The organism is Helicobacter magdeburgensis, from assembly GCF_000765825.2.
Classification (GTDB): Bacteria; Campylobacterota; Campylobacteria; order Campylobacterales; family Helicobacteraceae; genus Helicobacter_C; species Helicobacter_C magdeburgensis.
Genome location: NZ_JRPE02000014.1, coordinates 21,715 through 40,195, shown reverse-complemented (window position 1 = coordinate 40,195; position 18,481 = coordinate 21,715). Strand labels below are relative to the sequence as shown.

Here is an 18,481-nt window from a genome sequence, read left to right as displayed (position 1 = left end):
TTAAGCCCCGATTTTTCTATACAGATTCACAAGCTCAATAAGCCCTGCCATAGATTCAAAGCCTTTATTTCCTGCCTTAGTCCCTGCTCGTTCAATGGCTTGCTCAATGCTATCTGTGGTTAAAACGCCAAAGGTTACAGGTGCTCCATATTTAAGCGTAACATTAGCAATGCCCTTTGTCGCTTCAGCCGAAACATAATCAAAATGTGGTGTTGAGCCGCGAATCACCGCACCAAGACAGCAGATTCCATCATATTCACCTTGGGAAAGCACCTTTTGTAATGCAAACGGAATCTCATACGCCCCGGGCACAAGGATTAAATCAAGTAAATCTTCCTTGCCTCCGTGTCGTAAAAAGCAGTCCTTTGCCCCCTCAACTAGCCTATCGGTAATAAGATGATTGAATCTAGAGCTGATAATGGCGATTTTTTCACTCCCCATAAGTTGTAGTTTGCCCTCTATCACATTCATTTGCACTCCTTTTGTGTGAGATTAGTAATCTTTTGTAGCTCATCTATGAGCGGAAGCAAGGCATTTGTCTGCACCATATTTGGTCCATCACTTAATGCTTCTTTGGGGTTGAGATGTGTCTCCATAAAAAAGCCATCAACGCCAACTGCCGCAGCCGCCCTAGCAAGATAAGGCACAAATGAGCTATCCCCACCACTTTTGCCACCAGCTGCCCCGGGCATTTGCACACTATGTGTCGCATCAAAAATCACAGGTGCAAAAGTCCGCATAATCACTAATGAACGCATATCTACCACGAGATTCCCATAGCCAAAGCTACTGCCCCGCTCTGTGAGCCAGATTCCATATTCCTTTGCTTGTTCATAAGTCGCTTGTGAGCCTCCACGCGTTTTAATGGCTTTTAGCACACTATGTTGCATATCTGCAGGATTCATAAACTGCCCTTTTTTGATATTCACAATACAATCCGTCTTTGCAACCGCTACAATCAAATCCGTCTGCCGACACAAAAACGCTGGAATCTGTATAATATCCGCTACTTCAGCAATCGCCTCTGCTTGATAGCTCTCGTGTATATCTGTAAGAATCTTGTAGCCAAACTTAGTTTTAATCTCTTCTAGCATCGCCAATCCCTTTTCTAAGCCCGGTCCGCGATAAGATTCTAAACTCGTGCGATTTGCCTTATCAAAACTCGCTTTGAAATAAAAGTCAATCTGTGGATTCTCCGCTAAAGGCTTTAAAGCTTCAGCCACGGCATTTAGCCCCTCAACGCTTTCAATCACACAAGGTCCGCTCATTATTATCATACGCTCCATTATACACTCTCCTTTTTAATTTGATTTATTGTCTTAAACTCTCGCTTTATCATATTATAGTTTAAAATTTCACCTGTTTCTATAATGTAATACCACCCATACACATTTAAATCCCCCCTATCAAACCGCTCCTCCACGAAAGGATAGGTCATTAAGTTTTCAAGCTGATGCTCTATATTCATCTGCTCCATAAGCCAAGTGCGTTTTGCTTTGGAATTTGGCTTTAGGGCATCTACCTTTTGTTTTACCGGCTCTAAAAGCTCTATCCATTTTTGAACATAGGGTGCATTCTCAAGCTTCTCTGGTGGCTCATAAATCGCCGAACAAGCCCCACAATCACTATGTCCGCAAATAATGACATTCTTAATACCCAAAACCACCAAAGCATATTCTATGGCAGAAGTTGTTGCTAAATACCCATCGCGTATGCCTTTGTTTTTCCCCAAATATGGTGGCACAAGATTCCCCATATTGCGTATAACGAATAAATCCCCGGGCAAAGAGTTTGTAATCAAATTTGGCACAACGCGTGAATCTGTGCAGGTGATAAGAAGCGTATGTGGCTCTTGGTGTTTTTTAAGGCTCTCATACAGCTCTTTATGCTCGTTGAAATCCTCCTCTCTAAACTTCACCGCCCCTTGAAACAGCTCCTTCATTCCTCTCCTTTAGCATTACACTTCTTGTGCCTAGTCTTAATAAACACTTAGCATTGGCTAGATTCTGTAAAAAAATTATGGCATTATATCAAACTAAAATAATCACAATGCAATTTGATTTGATAACTTTAATTTAAGGGAGCAAAAATGGGCGAGATACTTGGCAGTATTATAGGCGGTATTGTTGAGATTGTAGGCACACTTGGGTATGTTGGGATTTTCCTTATGATGTTTTTAGAATCTAGCTTCTTTCCCTTCCCCTCCGAAGTGGTGATGATACCTGCTGGATATTTGGTTTATACAGGCGAGATGAATGCTATCATCGCTGTGCTTTGCGGGATTTTAGGCTCTTTAGCTGGAGCGTTGTTTAACTACTACTTGGCGTTAAAATTTGGAAGAGATTTTCTTATCCGCTATGGCAAATATTTCTTTTTCACTGAATCTACTATGCAGAAAATGGAAGATTTTTTCACAAAGCACGGACCTATCAGCACATTTATAGGGCGATTAATCACCGTTGTAAGACAATACATCTCCTTACCCGCTGGACTAGCCAAAATGAATCTGGCAAAATTTTGCCTTTACACCTCTTTGGGTGCGGGTATTTGGGTGATTATCCTAACCATCATCGGCTATTATGCTGGAGTGCTTTTTGACACAGGCATAAGTGTAGATTCTATTATCCACGCCTTTACTTCACGCACACCAAGCCCACAAGAGCTAGAGCTTAAAGGGCTTGTCAAACAAGCAGGGCTTTACACACTAGGCTTTGTGATTATCTGTGTGGGCGGATATATATTGTATTGGAAAGCAAAAAGAAAATGATTGTGCTTGTGTGAGATAGTGAAGGTTATATGTATGGGCTTTGAGCTTTGCTTTGGGATTCTAATAGGGATAGGCTCACTTTGCAAACCTAACCCCATACAGCCACGCACAAAACTTTTGCCATCCATTGAGTTTGAGTTTGCCCCCTGTATGCTTAGCAAAAAGTTTAACAAATTCCTTTCTCCCAAACATCAAAGCACAATTCATAGGGCTTAAACCCATAGCATTTTTGCTTTGCACATCTGCACCATATTCTACAAGCAAAGTAGCAATCTCATAATACCCCTTAAAGCACACACCCGCTAATGGGCTTAATGCCTTATCATTGAGCTTATTGGCATCTGCACCCCTTTGTAGCAAAAGGCGTGTAGCGTTAAGGTTACCATTATATGCCGCTAACATAAGTAGAGTGTTGCCATCTTGATTAGCAAGATTCACATTTAAACCAGAATCTAGCAATATCTTAAGAGTGTGCGTATCATCACTCCTTGCACACTCAAAAGCATATTGACATAATTCTTCTAATTTCTGCTCTTCTTCAATGCTTATCATAATGTTTTTCATAGCCCCAAAAGCTCCGCTACTCTTTTTCCATATACTGGATCTGCCTTTGTGAAATGCTCAACTTGGCGTTTTTGTATCTCTACTGGCACGCCTTCCATTGCTTCTTTGATATTTTGACACAACGCTTCTTTTTGCTCGGCATTCATTAACCGATACAAATCCCCTGCTTGGCTGTAATAGTCGCTATCATCATCTCTGTGATTGTATCTATCCATTACGCTGCCTTCTTGGATATGTAGTGGCGGCTCAATGGCATTACAATCTTCTGCATAGTCATTAAACGCACTTGGATTGTAGTTTCGCTCCCCGCCAAAGCTCCCCCTTTGCATATAACCATCTCTATGTGTGTTGCTCACAGGGGCGATAGGTGCATTGACAGGAAGTTGAGAGTGGTTAATCCCTAGTCTATATCGCTGCGTATCACCATAGCTAAAGAGTCTGCCTTGTAGCATTTTATCAGGGCTATACCCAACGCCCGGGACAATATTTGCTGGGTTAAAGGCGGCTTGCTCCACTTCAGCAAAGTAGTTTTCTGGATTTTTATTAAGCTCTAAAATGCCTACTTCAATGAGCGGATAGTCCTTATGACTCCACACTTTTGTCAAATCAAAGGGATTGACCTTATAAGTTGCTGCGTCTTTCTCTGGCATTATCTGCACACAGAATCTCCACTTAGGGAAATTGCCTTTTTCAATGTTTTCAAACAAGTCTTTTTGGTGTGATTCTCTATCTTTTGCCACAATCGCTTCAGCTTCTGCATTTGTGAGATTGTGAATGCCTTGCATAGATTTAAAGTGGAATTTCACCCAAAATCGCTCATTTTTGCTATTGATAAAGCTATAAGTATGGCTGCCAAACCCGTGCATTTCGCGATAACTGCGTGGAATCCCTCTATCACTCATAAGGATTGTTACTTGATGCAATGATTCAGGATGCAAGCTCCAAAAGTCCCACGCCGCTGTGGCAGAACGCAAGTTTGTCTTAGGATCTCGTTTTTGCGTATGGATAAAGTCTGGGAATTTCACCGCATCTTTGATAAAAAACACAGGCGTATTGTTGCCTACAATATCCCAATTCCCTCCATTTGTGTAAAACTTTAGGGCAAATCCACGCACATCTCGCTCCGCATCTGCTGCACCCCTCTCACCTGCAACGGTAGAAAACCGCAAAAACGCCTTTGTTTTCTTGCCTACTTGGCTAAAAATATCTGCCTTTGAATACGCGCTTATATCATTAGTGATTGTAAGCTCGCCATACGCCGCACTACCTTTAGCATGCACCACACGCTCTGGAATCCTCTCTCTATCAAAATGCGCTAACTTCTCTAAAAGCCAAGTGTCTTGCAAGAGTGTAGGACCTCTGCTGCCTGCTGTGATGGAATTTTGATTATCGCCTATTGGCGTGCCTGTGGCTGTTGTGAGTTTTTTGCTCATTGTGTTCTCCTTTTTTGTGATTGTAAAAACTTACGAATTTGCATTCTAACAATGGATTACTAATGGATAATAATTATTATTTATTTTTATATTTCATTCCTTATTTCTTTGCAAATTTAACAATTTATTCTACAATCCAGCCCTACTTTTTGTAAAATATGAAAGTGTTACAATTCTATCAATACAAAGAATAAAAAAGGATAATAAATAATGAAATATGATATTTCCAATCAAGCTAAGCTCCCAACGCGTTTTGGGGATTTTCTCACAATCAGTTTTCGCGAATATCTTGCAGATTCTACGATAAAAGAACATCTTGTCGTTTTTACACAGAATCTTAGCAAAACTCCCCTAGTGAGAATCCACTCTGAATGCCTAACTGGTGATGTCTTTGGCTCACAAAAATGCGATTGTGGTAATGAATTAGCTTTAGCAATGGAGAAAATCGCTCAAAGTGAAGAGGGCGGTATGCTGATTTACTTGCGTCAAGAGGGGCGAGGGATAGGGCTATTCAATAAGATTAATGCTTACGCCTTGCAAGATATGGGCTATGACACAGTGGAGGCAAATCAAAAGCTTGGCTTTGAAGGCGATATGCGAAGCTATGAGATTGTAGGCGAGATTTTTAAGCATTTTAACATTACAGAGATTAATCTTCTTACCAACAATCCACGCAAGATTCACGCCTTAGAGCCTTATGCAAAGGTTGTGCGACATAGCATTATCACCCCTTGTAATCCGCATAATAAAGCTTACCTTGAAGTTAAAAAACAAAAGCTTGGACATCTACTCTAAGGATTATGGAAAATGGCAAACTATCCTAAACTTATCAGCTACAAAGAAGCCTTGCATATCCTAGATTCAATCCCCATAGAACCGCTTGGCACACAGCAAGTGCATTTTAAAAATGCCCTAAATAGAATCTTAGCCCAAGATGTAAAAGCCCCTTGCAATGTCCCAGCCTACCCTACCGCTGCGATGGACGGCTATGCGATTATGTTTGAAGACTTAGAGCTACTCTCCACGCAAGGACTTACTATCCTGCCACCAAATAAAGCTGGGAATCCTACCCGCCCAACGCTCCAAAAAGCCCACGCGATAAAAACATTCACCGGCTCTGTAATGCCACTTAATGCTGATACACTTGTCATTGTAGAGCATATCACGCATAAAGATGATAAAATATTTCTCAATGCCCCGCTAGATTCTATTCGCAAATCCCAATGGATACGCCAAGTTGGCGATAATTACAAAGAAAATGAGATTTTGCTCCATAAGGGCGATAAAATCGGTGCATTTGAAGTAGGCTTGTTAGCAGAGCTTAATCAAAGCTTTGTGCAAGTGTATCAAAAGGCAAAAGTTGGAATCTTATGCGTGGGCGATGAAATCATTGAAGTGGGGCAGGATAGCCCACATCAAAATGTTGTGCGGAGTGTGAATACGCATCTTTTAGAATCTCTGCTTTTGCAAATGGGGCAAGAGCCTATCATCTATCCCATCATCAAAGATGATAAAGAGATGATAAAAACTGCTTACATTCAGGCGTTAAAGGAATGCGATATGTTCCTTACCACCGGCGGTATGAGTGCTGGTGATTATGACTACACACAAGAGATAATGCAAGAACTTAGCCAGATTCATTTTAAAGGTGTGAGATTGAAGCCGGGCAAGCCTGTTGCCTTTGGTGTGGCTAATAAAACGCTGATTCTAGGGCTGCCGGGCTTTCCAAATTCCTGTGCTGTAACTTTTTTACTTTTTGGCACATCTTTGCTTGCTCGTTTGCAAAATAGAATCCACAAGCCCCCACATACTGAAGCAACATTTGAAGCGACTTTGCTTGAAGAGTGCAAACGCAGCGATTCCAGATTAGAATTTCGTGCGTGTGAAGTGTTTTCACATAATGGCAAACTCAGTGTGAGTTTTGCAAAGAAAAAATCCCTGCAAAGCTCAATGGTGAATAATCTCACCCACAACACTGCCCTTGCGATTTTAGAAGAAAATGGCAGTGATTTACCCAAAGGTGCGGTGGTGCAAGTGATGTTTCTTCATCATCTTATATAGAAACTTGCATCTTATATAGAATCTTGTGTAAAATCCCAAGCAAAAGGAGTGTTTATTAATGGTGAAAGTTGAATTTTTGGGACCGATGAGCCATATCCCCCCTGTTGAGCTAGAAGCAAACACATTACAAGAGCTAAAAGAGATTTTAAGTAAAGATTCTGCCTTGCAGCAGTGGCTTGAGATTAGTGCGGTGGCGGTTAATGATGAGATTATTGAATCTTTATCTCACCCATTGCATAATGGCGATAGAATAGCTTTGCTCCCTCCAGTGTGTGGTGGATAATGCTAAGTTTATATCACGGAGTATTGCCAACAGGTGAGCTTTACACACAATGGGAGGCAATAGCTCAAAGCAAAAATTGCGGGGCGGTGAGTATTTTTAGTGGTATTGTGCGAAAAGAGCAACATCTAAAATCTCAAAACCCAAAAACGCCGACTGCGGAAGTATTTGAGGATAATTGTGTCGAGGCACTCAGTTTTGATATTTATAAGCCATTGCTAGAGAAATGGTTTAACTCGTGGCAGGAAAAAGCCCATAATATGGGGGCTTATATATGTATGGCTCACAGCATAGGCGATGTGCCTTGTGGTAAAAGCTCTTTTATGTGTGGCATTATCTCATCTCATCGTAAGGTAGCTCTTAGTCTGTATGCGGAGCTGATAGATGATTTTAAGGCGAATGCACCCATTTGGAAATATGATGTTATCAATCACAAAAGAATCTATGCCAAAGAGAGAAGCAAAGCCCTCAAAGGAAGTGGAATCTTATGCAAGTAGATTCTAAGCCCATTATTTTTGCTTTTAGCGGGAAAAGCAATAGTGGCAAGACGACACTGATTTGTAAGCTAAGTGAGTATTTTAAGGCAAGGGGGGCAAGGGTAGCCATTTTCAAACACGACCCAAAGGATAAGGCAGTCTTTGACACACAGGGCAAAGATTCATACAAATTCTTTCAAACTGCTGATGCGGTGGCTCTTATCTCGCCTACACGCAGTGTTTTACAGGTAAAAAATGCAGGTGCAGATTCTAAAAATTTTCAAGATTCTAAAGATTCTCAAAATTCCGCTGACATTCAAGCCTTTTATGAAACTATGGAGCTTTTTAGAGATTATGATTTTATCTTTATTGAAGGGCTGAAAACGCTGCCTTTTAAACGCATTGTTGTTGCAAGGGAGAGTGTAGAATCTACTTATATTCCCTATGCGGACGCTTTTGCCATAGATGAGAGTGTGAGTAATGCCAACATCGTGCCAAGCCATATCCCCACACTCAATCTTAATGATGTGGCACAAATTGCAAACTTTATTTTACAATCCACAACAAAGGATACACAATGCAAACAATAAAAATCGGTGTGCTTGTCTCAAGCGATAGAGCCTATCAAGGAATTTACGAAGATGAATCGGGCAAAGCAATACAAGAAGTGCTGACAAGCTTTATCCTTAATCCTTGCGAGTTTTGCTACCATATCATCGCTGATGAGCAAAGGCTTATAGAATCTTATCTCAAAGATTTAAGCGATAAGCAGGGTTGTGATTTGATTGTAACCACAGGTGGCACAGGACCTGCAAAACGAGATGTAACGCCCGAAGCCACAGAATCTGTATGTCAAAAAATGCTTCCCGGATTTGGTGAGCTTATGCGAAGTGTGAGTTTGCAGTATGTCCCCACAGCGATTTTATCGCGTCAAAGTGCTGGGATACGCGGGAAGTCTTTAATTATCAATCTCCCGGGCAAACCAAAAAGTATAAAAGAATGCCTTGAAGCAGTCTTTCCTGCTGTGCCTTACTGCCTTGATTTGATTGAGGCAGGATACATTCACGCAAATGCGGAGAATATCACTATATTCCGCCCAAAAGCCTAAAGATAATACAAAAGGAATCTTATGCAACTCACACATTTAAACGAACATAACAACCCCACAATGGTAGATGTCAGCCAAAAGGAAATAAGTCAAAGAGAGGCTTATGCAAGTGGCATTATCACTATGAGTAAAGAAGCCTTTGAAGCAGCCATCAACCACACGGGCAAAAAGGGATCTATCACACAAACCGCCATAATTGCCGCTATTATGGGGAGTAAGAAAACAAGTGAGCTAATCCCTATGTGCCACCCGCTGATGTTAAGTAAGGTGAATGTTGATATCAGCCCAGATTCTAGCTCTTACTCCATTAAGCTTGGTGTGCTTGTGAAATGTGAAGGCAAAACGGGCGTGGAAATGGAAGCGCTCACAGGTGTGAGTATCGGGCTTTTAACCATCTATGATATGCTAAAAGCCATTGATAAATCTATGAGTATAAGCGAGATTAAACTTGAATCTAAGCGTGGGGGCAAAAGTGGTGATTTTCACAGACAAAGCTAGGAGAAAAGCGTGAATCTTGCCTTAAGTTTTGGGATTATGAGTCTATGTGTGTGCTTTGGGCTTTATATATGGCACACACGCCGCATTAAAAAGCTAGAATCTTCATATAATCTTACACTTGAGCAATACAAAGAGCAGTTATTACAAGCAAATCTAGCACTTCAAAACGCACACAACGAGCAAGAGATTTTACAATCCCAAATAAGCCAACGCCTACAAGATATGCAGCAAATGTATCAAAACGCCCTACTTGAAGAAAAAGCCCATTCCCAAACAATGCTAGAGCATCTTAAAGAGCAGTTTATTTACACACAAAATGAGCAAGAGCGACTAAAAGAACAAAATAAGCAAGAATTGCAAAATGCCTTTAAGGCTTTGAGTGCGGATATTCTAACTCAAAATACACAAAGCTTTAATCAAAGCCAAATACTCTCTCTCCAGCCCTTGCGTGAAGAGATACAGCGTTTCACAAAACAGCTTTCACTCAATTATGAGACAAATCTTAAACAACACGCAAGTCTAGAGACGCAGATTCACCAGCTCCATAAACTGAATCTTCAGCTTTCAACTGACGCACATAATCTTACAAATGCTTTAAAGGGCGAGAATAAAACGCAGGGGAATTGGGGAGAGGTGATACTCCAAAGAGTGCTAGAAAATAGCGGATTACAACAGGGACGGGAATATGAGATTCAACAAACTTTGTATGATGATAGCTCCAACCTGCTCCGCCCAGATGCAATTATCAAGCTCCCAAAGCATAATGAAGTGGAGCGGTGCGTTGTGGTGGATTCAAAAACTTCGCTTATAGCCTATGAGCGATTATGTAATGCGGAAAATGAAGAGGGCAGGATTCAAGCTAGAAAGGAGCTCACCCTTTCTATGCAGAGCCATATTAATGCTTTGAGTGGGAAAAATTATCAGCAATATTTGCAGGGGCAGAAGCTTGATTTTGTGCTGATGTTTGTGCCAATTGAAGGGGCATTTTTAGAAGCTATGCAATATGATATGAGCTTGTATGATAAGGCGTATCAAAAGGGTGTGGTGCTTGTCTCGCCAACGACGATTATGGCAGTGCTTCGCATTATCCACAATCTATGGCAGTTTGAACATCGCAATAAGAATATTGATAAGATTTTTAATGAGATTCAAAAGCTTTTTGTTTATATAGAGCGATTTGAAAACACACTTGATAAACTAGGCAAAAACATCAACACTTTACAAAAAACTTTCAGCGATGAAGTGATGATAAAATACAACGGCACACAAGGCATAGCAAGTAAAAGTGAGAGTATCCAAAAGCTCCTTAAAGGTGCAGGGGTTGAGATGATAGATGAAAACGCCCTGCCCTAGAATCTTGCTTTAGAATCTGCTCTGCCTTCCCATAATGCAAGTAATGTAAAGCTTATTTTAATCTTCAATAATATAAGGCACAGAGCGCACACCCGTGTCAGCCACAGCTTGTGTGAGCTCTTGGGCTAGTTTTGTATCCATACTTGTAGCTTTGCTTTTTGGCTCATAGAGTTTGGCTAACATCGCAATATCTTTAGCTTGATTGCCACTTTTGTTTTTCAACGCATTAGCAGCCTTCAGCATAGAATCTTCACCCAAAAAACCAACGACTAAAAGCTCTACATTAGCATCTTCTAGCCGTTTATTCAAATTTGCAAACTCCTTTTGGCAGTAAGGGCAATTCGCATCAGAAACGATATAAATCGTCTTTGCCCCATTTTTTTGAGATTTAAAGTGAAAAACATTAGCACTTTGTTTTTTGAATACTTCTTGCAACTTAATATTAATCTTTGCTTTTTCTTTCTCATAAACATCTTTATAGAATCCCTTAATCTTAGTCTGCACCGCCTTATCCTGTATAAGTAACACATCAGGCTGAAAGATAAATTTTCCATCATTTGTCGCTAGAAATGGCACTTGCTGATTATTCACATCAATGACTACCATACTTAGCCCACTCCCCAAATCACTACTTGAGATAATATTCCCCTGCACAGAATTAGCTTGCAAAGTCTTTTGAAGCTCTGCCTTATCCGCTGCTCCATACGCCACACTTAAAGCACATAGCACACTTAAAGCAAATTTTGTTTTCATACTGCTCCTTTTATTTTTTAAGACACATTATAACGATGATATTGTAATGATTTAGAATCTTTTAAGTCTCTGGTGTTTCTTGTGGAGATTCTATGGGTTTAAGATAGCCATTTTCAAGCAAAAGCTCCACAATATGCTTAAAGATTGGCGCGGCTGTTTTAGCGCCATAATAGTCATCTTTTATATCAGATTCAAAGGCTACAACACCAATTGTATAGGAGTTTGTCTCATCTTGGGCAAAACCAAAAAACGAACCATTATATTTTGTATCATACTTGCCACCGCTTGCAATTCTAGCCGTGCCTGTTTTGCCACCTGTAATCACACCATCAACTTGGGCTACTTTAATCACCTTTTGCACAACGCGGATAAGCGTATCATACACTTGCTGCACAACATCTGGTGATAAAATCGCTATTGGCTCAAGCTGTTTTGGGATATATTTTTCCCCGCTTGGAGATATTACATACTCGCTTACACGGGGTGTTACAAGGTAGCCTCCATTGCTAAAAATCGCATAAGAACGCAAAAGCTGCATAAAAGTCGCTCTCATACCATAGCCATAGCTCACACTCGCACGATACACTTCATTATTAAAAGTCTTTGGGCTTGGCACTAAGCCTGTTTTTTCATAAGGCAAATCAATGCCACTTAGCTCACCAAAACCAAAGGCGTGCAGGGCTGTGTGGTATTCCTTTGGATTAAGATTTTGAGAGATTTTCACCATTCCTATATTGCTTGAACGCACAATAATATCTTCCACACTTGCACTTTTTAGCGGATGGGTATCGCGGATAGTGTAGCTTTTAAGCTTATAGTAGCCATCATTGAGTTCAACCACATCGCTTGGCTTGACCATACCCTTTTGCAACAAAATTGCATAGATAATGGGTTTAATCGTGCTACCGGGTTCATAGGAATACTCAATAGCATTGAGATTCAAATTTGGATAGTCTTTTTGCTGAATGCTTTTGGGATCAAAGCGATTAGAAGTCGCAAGGGCTAGAATCTTACCCGTTTTAGAATCCATAACTCCCGCAATAATCTCACGCACTTTATAACGCTTTTTTGCCTCATCAAGTGTCAGCTCAATCTTTCTTTGCAAACTTAATGGTATGCTTAGGGTAATATCAAAACCATCTTGACGACTTTGGATACTCGCTCCCTTGTTAGCGATAATATTAAATCCCACATCTCGTTTGCCTATAATCCTGCCATCTTGCTTGGCGGAGAGAATATCATTGTAATATTTCTCCACTCCCTTCACGCCATCAACACGCGTGATATTTTGACTTTCAACCTTGCGTGTGTAGCCAATAAGCGGCTCTAAGATATTTTTATAAGTGTAGATTCTATTATTACCACTCACTTCAATACTTAAGCCCATTTTTTGAATCACTCTACCCTTTTTGTCCTCATACTCACGAAACACATCGTAGCGGATAAGAATGAGATTAAGATTCTTAAGGTGAGTAGCGATTGTGGAATTCAGTGTATAGGATAAAACCACATAGCCTTTTTGATTTATCTTTTTAGCCACTTCATCTTTTGGAATCCCACTATATATGGAAAAAAGCGTAATAAAAAGCTCTTTTTTATCTGGGTCAATACTTTGGGTATTCACACTTGCTTTGTAGAGCTTATCACTATATGCAATTTCAAAACCATCACTTGTATAGAGACTGCCACGGACTGAAGTATCACTCTTTGCAGCACTAAGGTTTGGGAGTTTTCTAGGGGTTACTATCTTAACATACGCAATGCTTAAAAACACAACGATACACAAGATGAGTAAGAAAAAAACAGATATAACAACACCTGTTTTTTTGGGATAATACGCCACAAATGCCCTTAGATTTGAGTTCTTAGGATTTCTTTATAGGCATTAATGGCTTTGTTTCTCACTTCAAGCATTACTTTCATACTATTTTCCGCACGATTAATCGCAATAGCCGCCTGATGCAAGTCTTTTACCTGCCCACTTGCCATATCTGCTAGGGCTTTTTCTGAAATTTGCTGCTCAGTATTCACCTCTTGGATAGAGCTTTTAAGCGTGTTAATAAAATCAAGCCCATCTTGCCTATTTTGTGTGTTTTCTACTTTTTGATTACCAACAGGCTGAATATTGTTTGTAATCACACCAAATTGATTAGCCATTTACTTCTCCTATGCTTGAAACATTGTAATAGCATTACTTGCCATATTTTTTGCACTTTGAAATGCTGCGACATTCGCTTGATATGCACGAGTTGCCTCTATTAAATCGGCCATTTCTACAACAGGATTAACATTAGGATATGCAACATAACCTTCAGAGTTCGCATCTGGGTGGCTTGGGTCATATTTCATAAGTGGCTCCCTATCATCACGCGCAATCTTTTGAATATAAACGCTCATTATAGCAGGTTTTGGCTCTTTTCCCAAATCGCCCTCATTTAATGGATCTTCATATTTAAGTTGTTGATTATTTTTTCCCAATTTCTCATTTAAGACTTTATTAAAATCAAACGCACGAAACACCACCTCTCTCCTGCGATAAGGTCCGCCCTCATCGGTGCGTGTGGTATTGGCATTTGCAATATTTGATGAGATTGTATTGACACGCACCCTTTGAGCTGAAAGCCCATATCCGCTTATATCAAAACTTGATAAAAACATTTTCACTCCTTAACTTCATTAAATATTTCTTCCAGAATCCATAGCATAGGAAAAAATCCCCTTATGCCGCCGCAACGCACTTGTAAGTGCTTGATACATTGTGCTATTTTTACCCACTTCACTTGTTTCTACATCTAAATCCACGCTATTGCCATCATTTTTTGCCAAATGTCCATCACGCCAAAACATCGTCGCACTATCTTTCACATTGCGTCTGCTATCAAGATGTCCTTTGGCAGTTTTAGCAATATCAAGCTTGTAGCTTCGCTCCCCCGTGCCAAAAATACGCTTATTTTCACGCGCTAAATACTGCTCAAAATTCACATCTTTTGGACGATAGAAAGGCGTATTCACATTAGCAATATTTGAAGCAATCATATCCTGTCTGATTGAGCGGTAATCAAGTGCCTTATACACAACAGAATAAGCTTTAGAAATATCTGCAATAGCCATTTTAGCCCCTTTTCATCATATAGATTCTAGCTTGATAACTCCAAGAAAAGAAGCAAAATATATTCCAAATATACCAGCTAAGGAACATAAAAAACATAATTGGAAAAGATGACACAAATTGAATCTCTAGAATCTTGATACGATGAATATGTTGGAACAAAGTAAAATATTTTTTAATTCTTATTTGCCATCTATCCTGCAAACCAATCTACACATTAAACCTAAAGTGCATTATATCCCCATCTTGCACGATATATTCTTTCCCTTCAATCCGCATAGCCCCCGCTTCTTTTGCCTTTGCTTCTCCGCCATACTTGATAAAATCATCATAGCTTATACATTCCGCGCGGATAAAGCCCTTTTCAAAATCCTTATGTATCACACTAGCCGCCTTTGGTGCTAAATCCCCTTTTCTAATCGTCCAAGCACGCACTTCTTTGACCCCAGCGGTAAAATAGCTTATAAGCCCAAGCCGTGAAAACCCCTCCCTAATAATCTGCTCTAGCCCACTCTCACTTGCCCCCAGACTTGCCAAAAACTCTGCCCTTTCACTATCCTCCATTCCTACCATCTCTTCTTCAATCTTCGCACAAAGCTTGATGGCAATGCCTCCGTTTTTCTCGGCATATTCACGCACTTTTTTTACATATTCGTTATCAGATTCTAGCCCATCTTCACTCACATTTGCCCCATACATCACTTCCTTATTTGTGAGAAATCGTAGCTCACGATTAAGCGTTATAAACTCTTCGCTCTCTTTTTTAGCAAAGGTTTTGACCGGCTTATTAGATTCTAAATGGGCTAAAAGCTCTTGTGCGATGGAGAGTTGTGCGTTTGCACCCTTTTGTGCCTTGCTCTCTTTTTGCAGCTTTTCAATGCGTTTGTTTAGACTTGCCATATCGGCAAAAAGCAGCTCTAGCTCAATAATCTCAATATCGCTAATAGGATCAATCCGCCCTTCCACGTGCGTAATATTAGAATCTTCAAAGCATCGCACAATATGCAAAATCATATCCGCTTCTTTAATGTTTGCTAAAAACTGATTGCCTAGCCCCTCACCCTTACTCGCCCCTCGCACAAGCCCCGCAATATCCACAAACTCCACGACTGAATGCTGAATCTTTTGAGGATTTACTATCTTTGCCAACTCATCTAGCCTAGAATCTGGCACAGGCACAACCGCCTTATTTGGCTCAATTGTGCAGAATGGATAGTTTGCCGCCTCTGCGTTTTGTGCCTTTGTGAGTGCATTAAAAGTCGTGGATTTACCAACATTTGGAAGCCCAACAATACCTATTGAAAGTCCCATAGCTACCCTTTCACAGCTTGTGTAAGGATAAACTCAATCCCAGCTCTCACTCCAGCTCCACTTGCTCCGCTTGGGTTAATATCCCACTCTTTTTCCACATACGCAGGACCAGCAATATCAATATGCAACCACTTATCCTTATACTCATCGCGGATAAACTCACTCAAAAATAACCCCGCACTAATCGCCCCACCATAGCGACTTGAGCCGACATTACATACATCAGCGATTTTAGATTCTATAAGCTTTTTTAAATGCCTATTAAAAGGCAGACACGCCATAAGCTCCCCTGAATCTAGTGCAATCTTTTCAAATTCTAGCTTTAGCTTATCATTATGCCCCATAATCCCACTTGTATATTCTCCCAACGCCACAACACAAGCCCCTGTGAGTGTCGCAAAGTCAATCAAAATATCAGGCTTTAAATCTTGAGCATAGCTTAAGCAATCAGCCAATACCAAACGCCCCTCCGCATCGGTATTTCTCACCTCTATACTCTTGCCCTCCCTAGAATACAGCACATCATCAGGCTTGTAAGCATTGCCACCTATCATATTTTCCGCCGCACCTACAATGCTATGCACTTCTACATTTGCTCCAAGTCTAGCTATGGCTCTAACAATCTCCATAACAGCACAGCCACCGCTCTTATCAGCTTTCATTGTTACCATAAAATCCGCTGGTTTGAGCGACAGCCCCCCACAATCATAAGTCAGCCCCTTGCCAACCAGCACCACTCTTTTTGTCGCACCCTTTGGCTTATAGCTTAGATGGATTAAACGCGGCGGATTACACGAAGCACGATTCACCGCTAGAAACGCACCCATTTTTTCCTTTTCCAAAAGAGACTCATCTAAAATCTTACATTCAATCTTATCTAGCTCTTTGCTTAAGCCTTTAGCATATTTGGCGAGATATTTTGGCGTAGCCACCTGCGGAATAGTATTAATAAGCTCACGCGTAGCATTGACAGATTGAGCGATAATTTCAGCCTTTGTAACAATGCTAGAATCTAAACTCGTTTTTTGCTCCACTAAAACAAACTCTTTTAAAGCATTTGCCTTTGTTTTACTCTTATAGCTCATACATTCATATTCCCCACACAATGCCCCTAAAAGCAAGGCATACGCCTTTTTGTTATCTATCTTGCCTTCAATGCTTACATTCACACCCTCATAAGGCAAGCCTTTAAAATACCGCACGATATTTGCTCCAGATTCTCGCAAACAATCAGATTCTAGCTCATCTACACACACCACAAGAATCCTGCTCTCTTGTAAGAAAAACTTCCCCTCACCCTCAAAGCCAAAAGGTTTGCACAGCTTGGCATAAGCCGATTTGCCAAACGCACTTTTTGCCATTACAACACATTGTGCGTATTTTTTTTCATTCTTTACACTCTTTGAAATGCTTACTTTCATTATGTCGCTCCTTTGTTTTATTTAGCCTTTGAATCTAGCTCACTTTGAATCTTAGCAATCCTTTTATCCACCTTTTTGGTTTGGGAGTTAAAATACCACCAAACACCTCCACCAATCACAATAGCAAGCGGTATCAACAAATATGGATGATCTTTAAACCAATCCAGCACGATGAAAATCTCTTCACCAAAAATCCAAGTCAGCACAATGGTAATTGCCGCCCAAACCCACGCTGAAAAAAGATTAATAATGGCAAATTTTAATGCACTATAACGCGTTGTGCCAATACTCATAGGAATGATTGTCCGCATACCATACATATAGCGTTGTATAAAAATAATAGACCAGCCATATTTTTTTAAAAGCAAATGTGCTAGGGCAAACTTGCGTCTTTGCGAGGTAAATTCCTCCTGAATCGTCTTGCGATTAAAACGCCCAATGTAAAAATAAATCTGATCGCCCACAAAGCCCCCAAGTCCAGCAATAAAAATAGCTAAAAATAGATTCATTTTCCCATCATGCACAGCAAGTCCAGCAAAGATAAGTCCTAGCTCACCCTCCAAAATCCCCCAGCAAAATAAAATAAGATACCCCCAAGTCTCTACATATCTATCCCAAAGCTGTGTAATAAACTCTTCAAGCGAGAATCCAGACTGCTTATACAGCACGACAAGCCCCACAACAACAGCAAACACCAATCCCCACACAAAAACGCGTTTAGGATTATGCTGAATATAAGCAAGGGATTTTTGTAAAAGATTCATTTATTTTCCCTCATATTCCAAAATGCTAAATACTTTTGTATGTGAAAGGAGCTTTTTCTCACCCTGCAAACCTTTAAGGTTGATAAGAAAAGCTGCCTCCACACATTCTGCCCCCATAGATTTTATAAGCTTCACACTTGCCTCTGCCGTGCCACCTGTGGCAATCAAGTCATCTACTAACACAACTTTGGGATTTTTCACTTCCCTAAAGGCATCAATATGCATTTCCACTTCATCAAAGCCATATTCTAGGCTATATTTTTCGCTCACGGTTGTAAAGGGGAGCTTACCTTTTTTGCGTATAGGCACAAAGCCCACGCCCATAGCAAAGGCTAAAGCCGAGCCAAAAATAAACCCCCTTGCTTCAATACCAGCGACAAAATCAATTTTTTTATCCACATAGCGATTTTTTAGAATCTCAATCACTTCAGCAAAAACCTCCGCATTCCCAATAAGCGTGGTAATATCACGAAAAATAACATCTGGCTTTGGGTAATCAAGTATAGCGCGTATAGAATCTGCTATCTTTTGTTTATTTATGGTATTCATTCAAAAACTCCTTTGCGTGATTTGAGAGATAGAA

Annotated in this window: 23 protein-coding genes; 9 read left to right on the top strand and 14 right to left on the bottom strand. The window is 40.4% G+C overall.

The annotated features are described in order from the left end of the window. The 3 genes from ribH to LS74_RS08835 are packed head-to-tail and all read right to left on the bottom strand — an operon-like array spanning position 1 to position 1,942. Positions 1 to 471, bottom strand: coding sequence for a 6,7-dimethyl-8-ribityllumazine synthase (gene ribH / locus LS74_RS08845; RefSeq protein ID WP_034587872.1), 471 nt, complete (start codon positions 469 to 471; stop codon positions 1 to 3). After that, positions 468 to 1,286, bottom strand: coding sequence for a 3-deoxy-8-phosphooctulonate synthase (kdsA, locus tag LS74_RS08840; RefSeq protein ID WP_034587869.1), 819 nt, complete (start codon positions 1,284 to 1,286; stop codon positions 468 to 470). Before kdsA ends, ribH begins: the two co-directional genes overlap by 4 nt. Then, entirely contained in the window at positions 1,286 to 1,942 is a 657-nt protein-coding gene (locus LS74_RS08835) for a carbonic anhydrase (RefSeq protein ID WP_034587866.1), read from the bottom strand. Before LS74_RS08835 ends, kdsA begins: the two co-directional genes overlap by 1 nt. A gap of 147 nt (positions 1,943 to 2,089) precedes the next feature. On the opposite strand from LS74_RS08835, the gene LS74_RS08830 reads away from it, so the two are divergent. After that, a complete protein-coding gene (locus tag LS74_RS08830) occupies positions 2,090 to 2,767 on the top strand; it encodes a DedA family protein (RefSeq protein WP_034587864.1) in 678 nt (225 codons plus the stop codon). A gap of 75 nt (positions 2,768 to 2,842) precedes the next feature. Here the strand turns inward: LS74_RS08830 and LS74_RS08825 are convergent, their stop codons facing one another. Beyond that, positions 2,843 to 3,331, bottom strand: coding sequence for an ankyrin repeat domain-containing protein (locus tag LS74_RS08825; protein ID WP_034587862.1), 489 nt, complete (start codon positions 3,329 to 3,331; stop codon positions 2,843 to 2,845). After that, complete coding sequence (locus LS74_RS08820; protein WP_138129041.1) at positions 3,328 to 4,764, bottom strand: catalase; 1,437 nt, start codon at positions 4,762 to 4,764, stop codon at positions 3,328 to 3,330. The genes LS74_RS08825 and LS74_RS08820 overlap by 4 nt, the downstream gene beginning before the upstream one ends. A 210-nt stretch (positions 4,765 to 4,974) precedes the next feature. Here LS74_RS08820 and ribA point away from each other — a divergent pair, with 210 nt between their 5' ends. From ribA to rmuC, 8 genes are read left to right on the top strand one after another with little or no spacing between them, the layout of a single operon-like run. Then, positions 4,975 to 5,559: a GTP cyclohydrolase II gene (ribA, locus tag LS74_RS08815; RefSeq protein ID WP_034588046.1), complete on the top strand. Its 585-nt coding sequence runs from the start codon at positions 4,975 to 4,977 to the stop codon at positions 5,557 to 5,559. A gap of 12 nt (positions 5,560 to 5,571) precedes the next feature. Then, positions 5,572 to 6,825 (top strand): molybdopterin molybdotransferase MoeA, encoded by a 1,254-nt coding sequence (locus LS74_RS08810; protein ID WP_034588050.1) that lies wholly within the window; start codon positions 5,572 to 5,574, stop codon positions 6,823 to 6,825. 58 nt (positions 6,826 to 6,883) lie between these two features. Next, positions 6,884 to 7,108, top strand: a complete 225-nt coding sequence (locus tag LS74_RS08805) for a MoaD/ThiS family protein (protein WP_034588051.1) — start codon at positions 6,884 to 6,886, stop codon at positions 7,106 to 7,108. Further along, complete coding sequence (locus LS74_RS08800) at positions 7,108 to 7,602, top strand: molybdopterin synthase catalytic subunit (RefSeq protein WP_034588053.1); 495 nt, start codon at positions 7,108 to 7,110, stop codon at positions 7,600 to 7,602. Before LS74_RS08805 ends, LS74_RS08800 begins: the two co-directional genes overlap by 1 nt. Further along, positions 7,593 to 8,171 carry a molybdopterin-guanine dinucleotide biosynthesis protein B gene (mobB, locus tag LS74_RS08795; RefSeq protein WP_034588056.1) on the top strand — a complete coding sequence of 193 codons (579 nt, stop codon included), beginning with the start codon at positions 7,593 to 7,595 and terminating at the stop codon, positions 8,169 to 8,171. The genes LS74_RS08800 and mobB overlap by 10 nt, the downstream gene beginning before the upstream one ends. Then, positions 8,159 to 8,689, top strand: a complete 531-nt coding sequence (mog, locus tag LS74_RS08790; protein ID WP_034588059.1) for a molybdopterin adenylyltransferase — start codon at positions 8,159 to 8,161, stop codon at positions 8,687 to 8,689. The genes mobB and mog overlap by 13 nt, the downstream gene beginning before the upstream one ends. A 21-nt stretch (positions 8,690 to 8,710) precedes the next feature. Beyond that, positions 8,711 to 9,187 carry a cyclic pyranopterin monophosphate synthase MoaC gene (gene moaC, locus LS74_RS08785; RefSeq protein WP_034588060.1) on the top strand — a complete coding sequence of 159 codons (477 nt, stop codon included), beginning with the start codon at positions 8,711 to 8,713 and terminating at the stop codon, positions 9,185 to 9,187. A 9-nt stretch (positions 9,188 to 9,196) separates the two neighbouring features. Continuing rightward, positions 9,197 to 10,540: a DNA recombination protein RmuC gene (rmuC, locus tag LS74_RS08780; protein WP_034588061.1), complete on the top strand. Its 1,344-nt coding sequence runs from the start codon at positions 9,197 to 9,199 to the stop codon at positions 10,538 to 10,540. 57 nt (positions 10,541 to 10,597) lie between these two features. Here rmuC and LS74_RS08775 read toward each other — a convergent pair whose 3' ends face one another. From LS74_RS08775 to LS74_RS08735, 9 genes are all read right to left on the bottom strand, one after another. Further along, positions 10,598 to 11,293 (bottom strand): thioredoxin domain-containing protein, encoded by a 696-nt coding sequence (locus tag LS74_RS08775; protein ID WP_034588064.1) that lies wholly within the window; start codon positions 11,291 to 11,293, stop codon positions 10,598 to 10,600. Positions 11,294 to 11,354: 61 nt separating this feature from the next. Next, positions 11,355 to 13,136, bottom strand: coding sequence for a peptidoglycan D,D-transpeptidase FtsI family protein (locus LS74_RS08770; RefSeq protein ID WP_138129039.1), 1,782 nt, complete (start codon positions 13,134 to 13,136; stop codon positions 11,355 to 11,357). Between the two features lie 8 nt (positions 13,137 to 13,144). Then, on the bottom strand, positions 13,145 to 13,450 hold the full coding sequence (gene fliE, locus LS74_RS08765) for a flagellar hook-basal body complex protein FliE (protein ID WP_034587429.1): 306 nt from the start codon (positions 13,448 to 13,450) through the stop codon (positions 13,145 to 13,147). A 9-nt stretch (positions 13,451 to 13,459) separates the two neighbouring features. After that, positions 13,460 to 13,951: a flagellar basal body rod protein FlgC gene (flgC, locus tag LS74_RS08760; RefSeq protein ID WP_034587431.1), complete on the bottom strand. Its 492-nt coding sequence runs from the start codon at positions 13,949 to 13,951 to the stop codon at positions 13,460 to 13,462. A gap of 18 nt (positions 13,952 to 13,969) precedes the next feature. Continuing rightward, on the bottom strand, positions 13,970 to 14,404 hold the full coding sequence (gene flgB / locus LS74_RS08755; protein ID WP_034587433.1) for a flagellar basal body rod protein FlgB: 435 nt from the start codon (positions 14,402 to 14,404) through the stop codon (positions 13,970 to 13,972). 208 nt (positions 14,405 to 14,612) lie between these two features. Beyond that, the gene (gene ychF / locus LS74_RS08750) at positions 14,613 to 15,713 is read right to left on the bottom strand and encodes a redox-regulated ATPase YchF (RefSeq protein ID WP_034587435.1); all 1,101 of its coding nucleotides are present in this window, start codon (positions 15,711 to 15,713) and stop codon (positions 14,613 to 14,615) included. 2 nt (positions 15,714 to 15,715) lie between these two features. Beyond that, positions 15,716 to 17,134, bottom strand: a complete 1,419-nt coding sequence (locus tag LS74_RS08745; protein ID WP_034587437.1) for a leucyl aminopeptidase — start codon at positions 17,132 to 17,134, stop codon at positions 15,716 to 15,718. 17 nt (positions 17,135 to 17,151) lie between these two features. Further along, positions 17,152 to 17,898 carry a DedA family protein gene (locus LS74_RS08740; protein ID WP_034587439.1) on the bottom strand — a complete coding sequence of 249 codons (747 nt, stop codon included), beginning with the start codon at positions 17,896 to 17,898 and terminating at the stop codon, positions 17,152 to 17,154. After that, a complete protein-coding gene (locus tag LS74_RS08735) occupies positions 17,899 to 18,447 on the bottom strand; it encodes an adenine phosphoribosyltransferase (protein WP_034587441.1) in 549 nt (182 codons plus the stop codon). Positions 18,448 to 18,481: the final 34 nt, after the last annotated feature.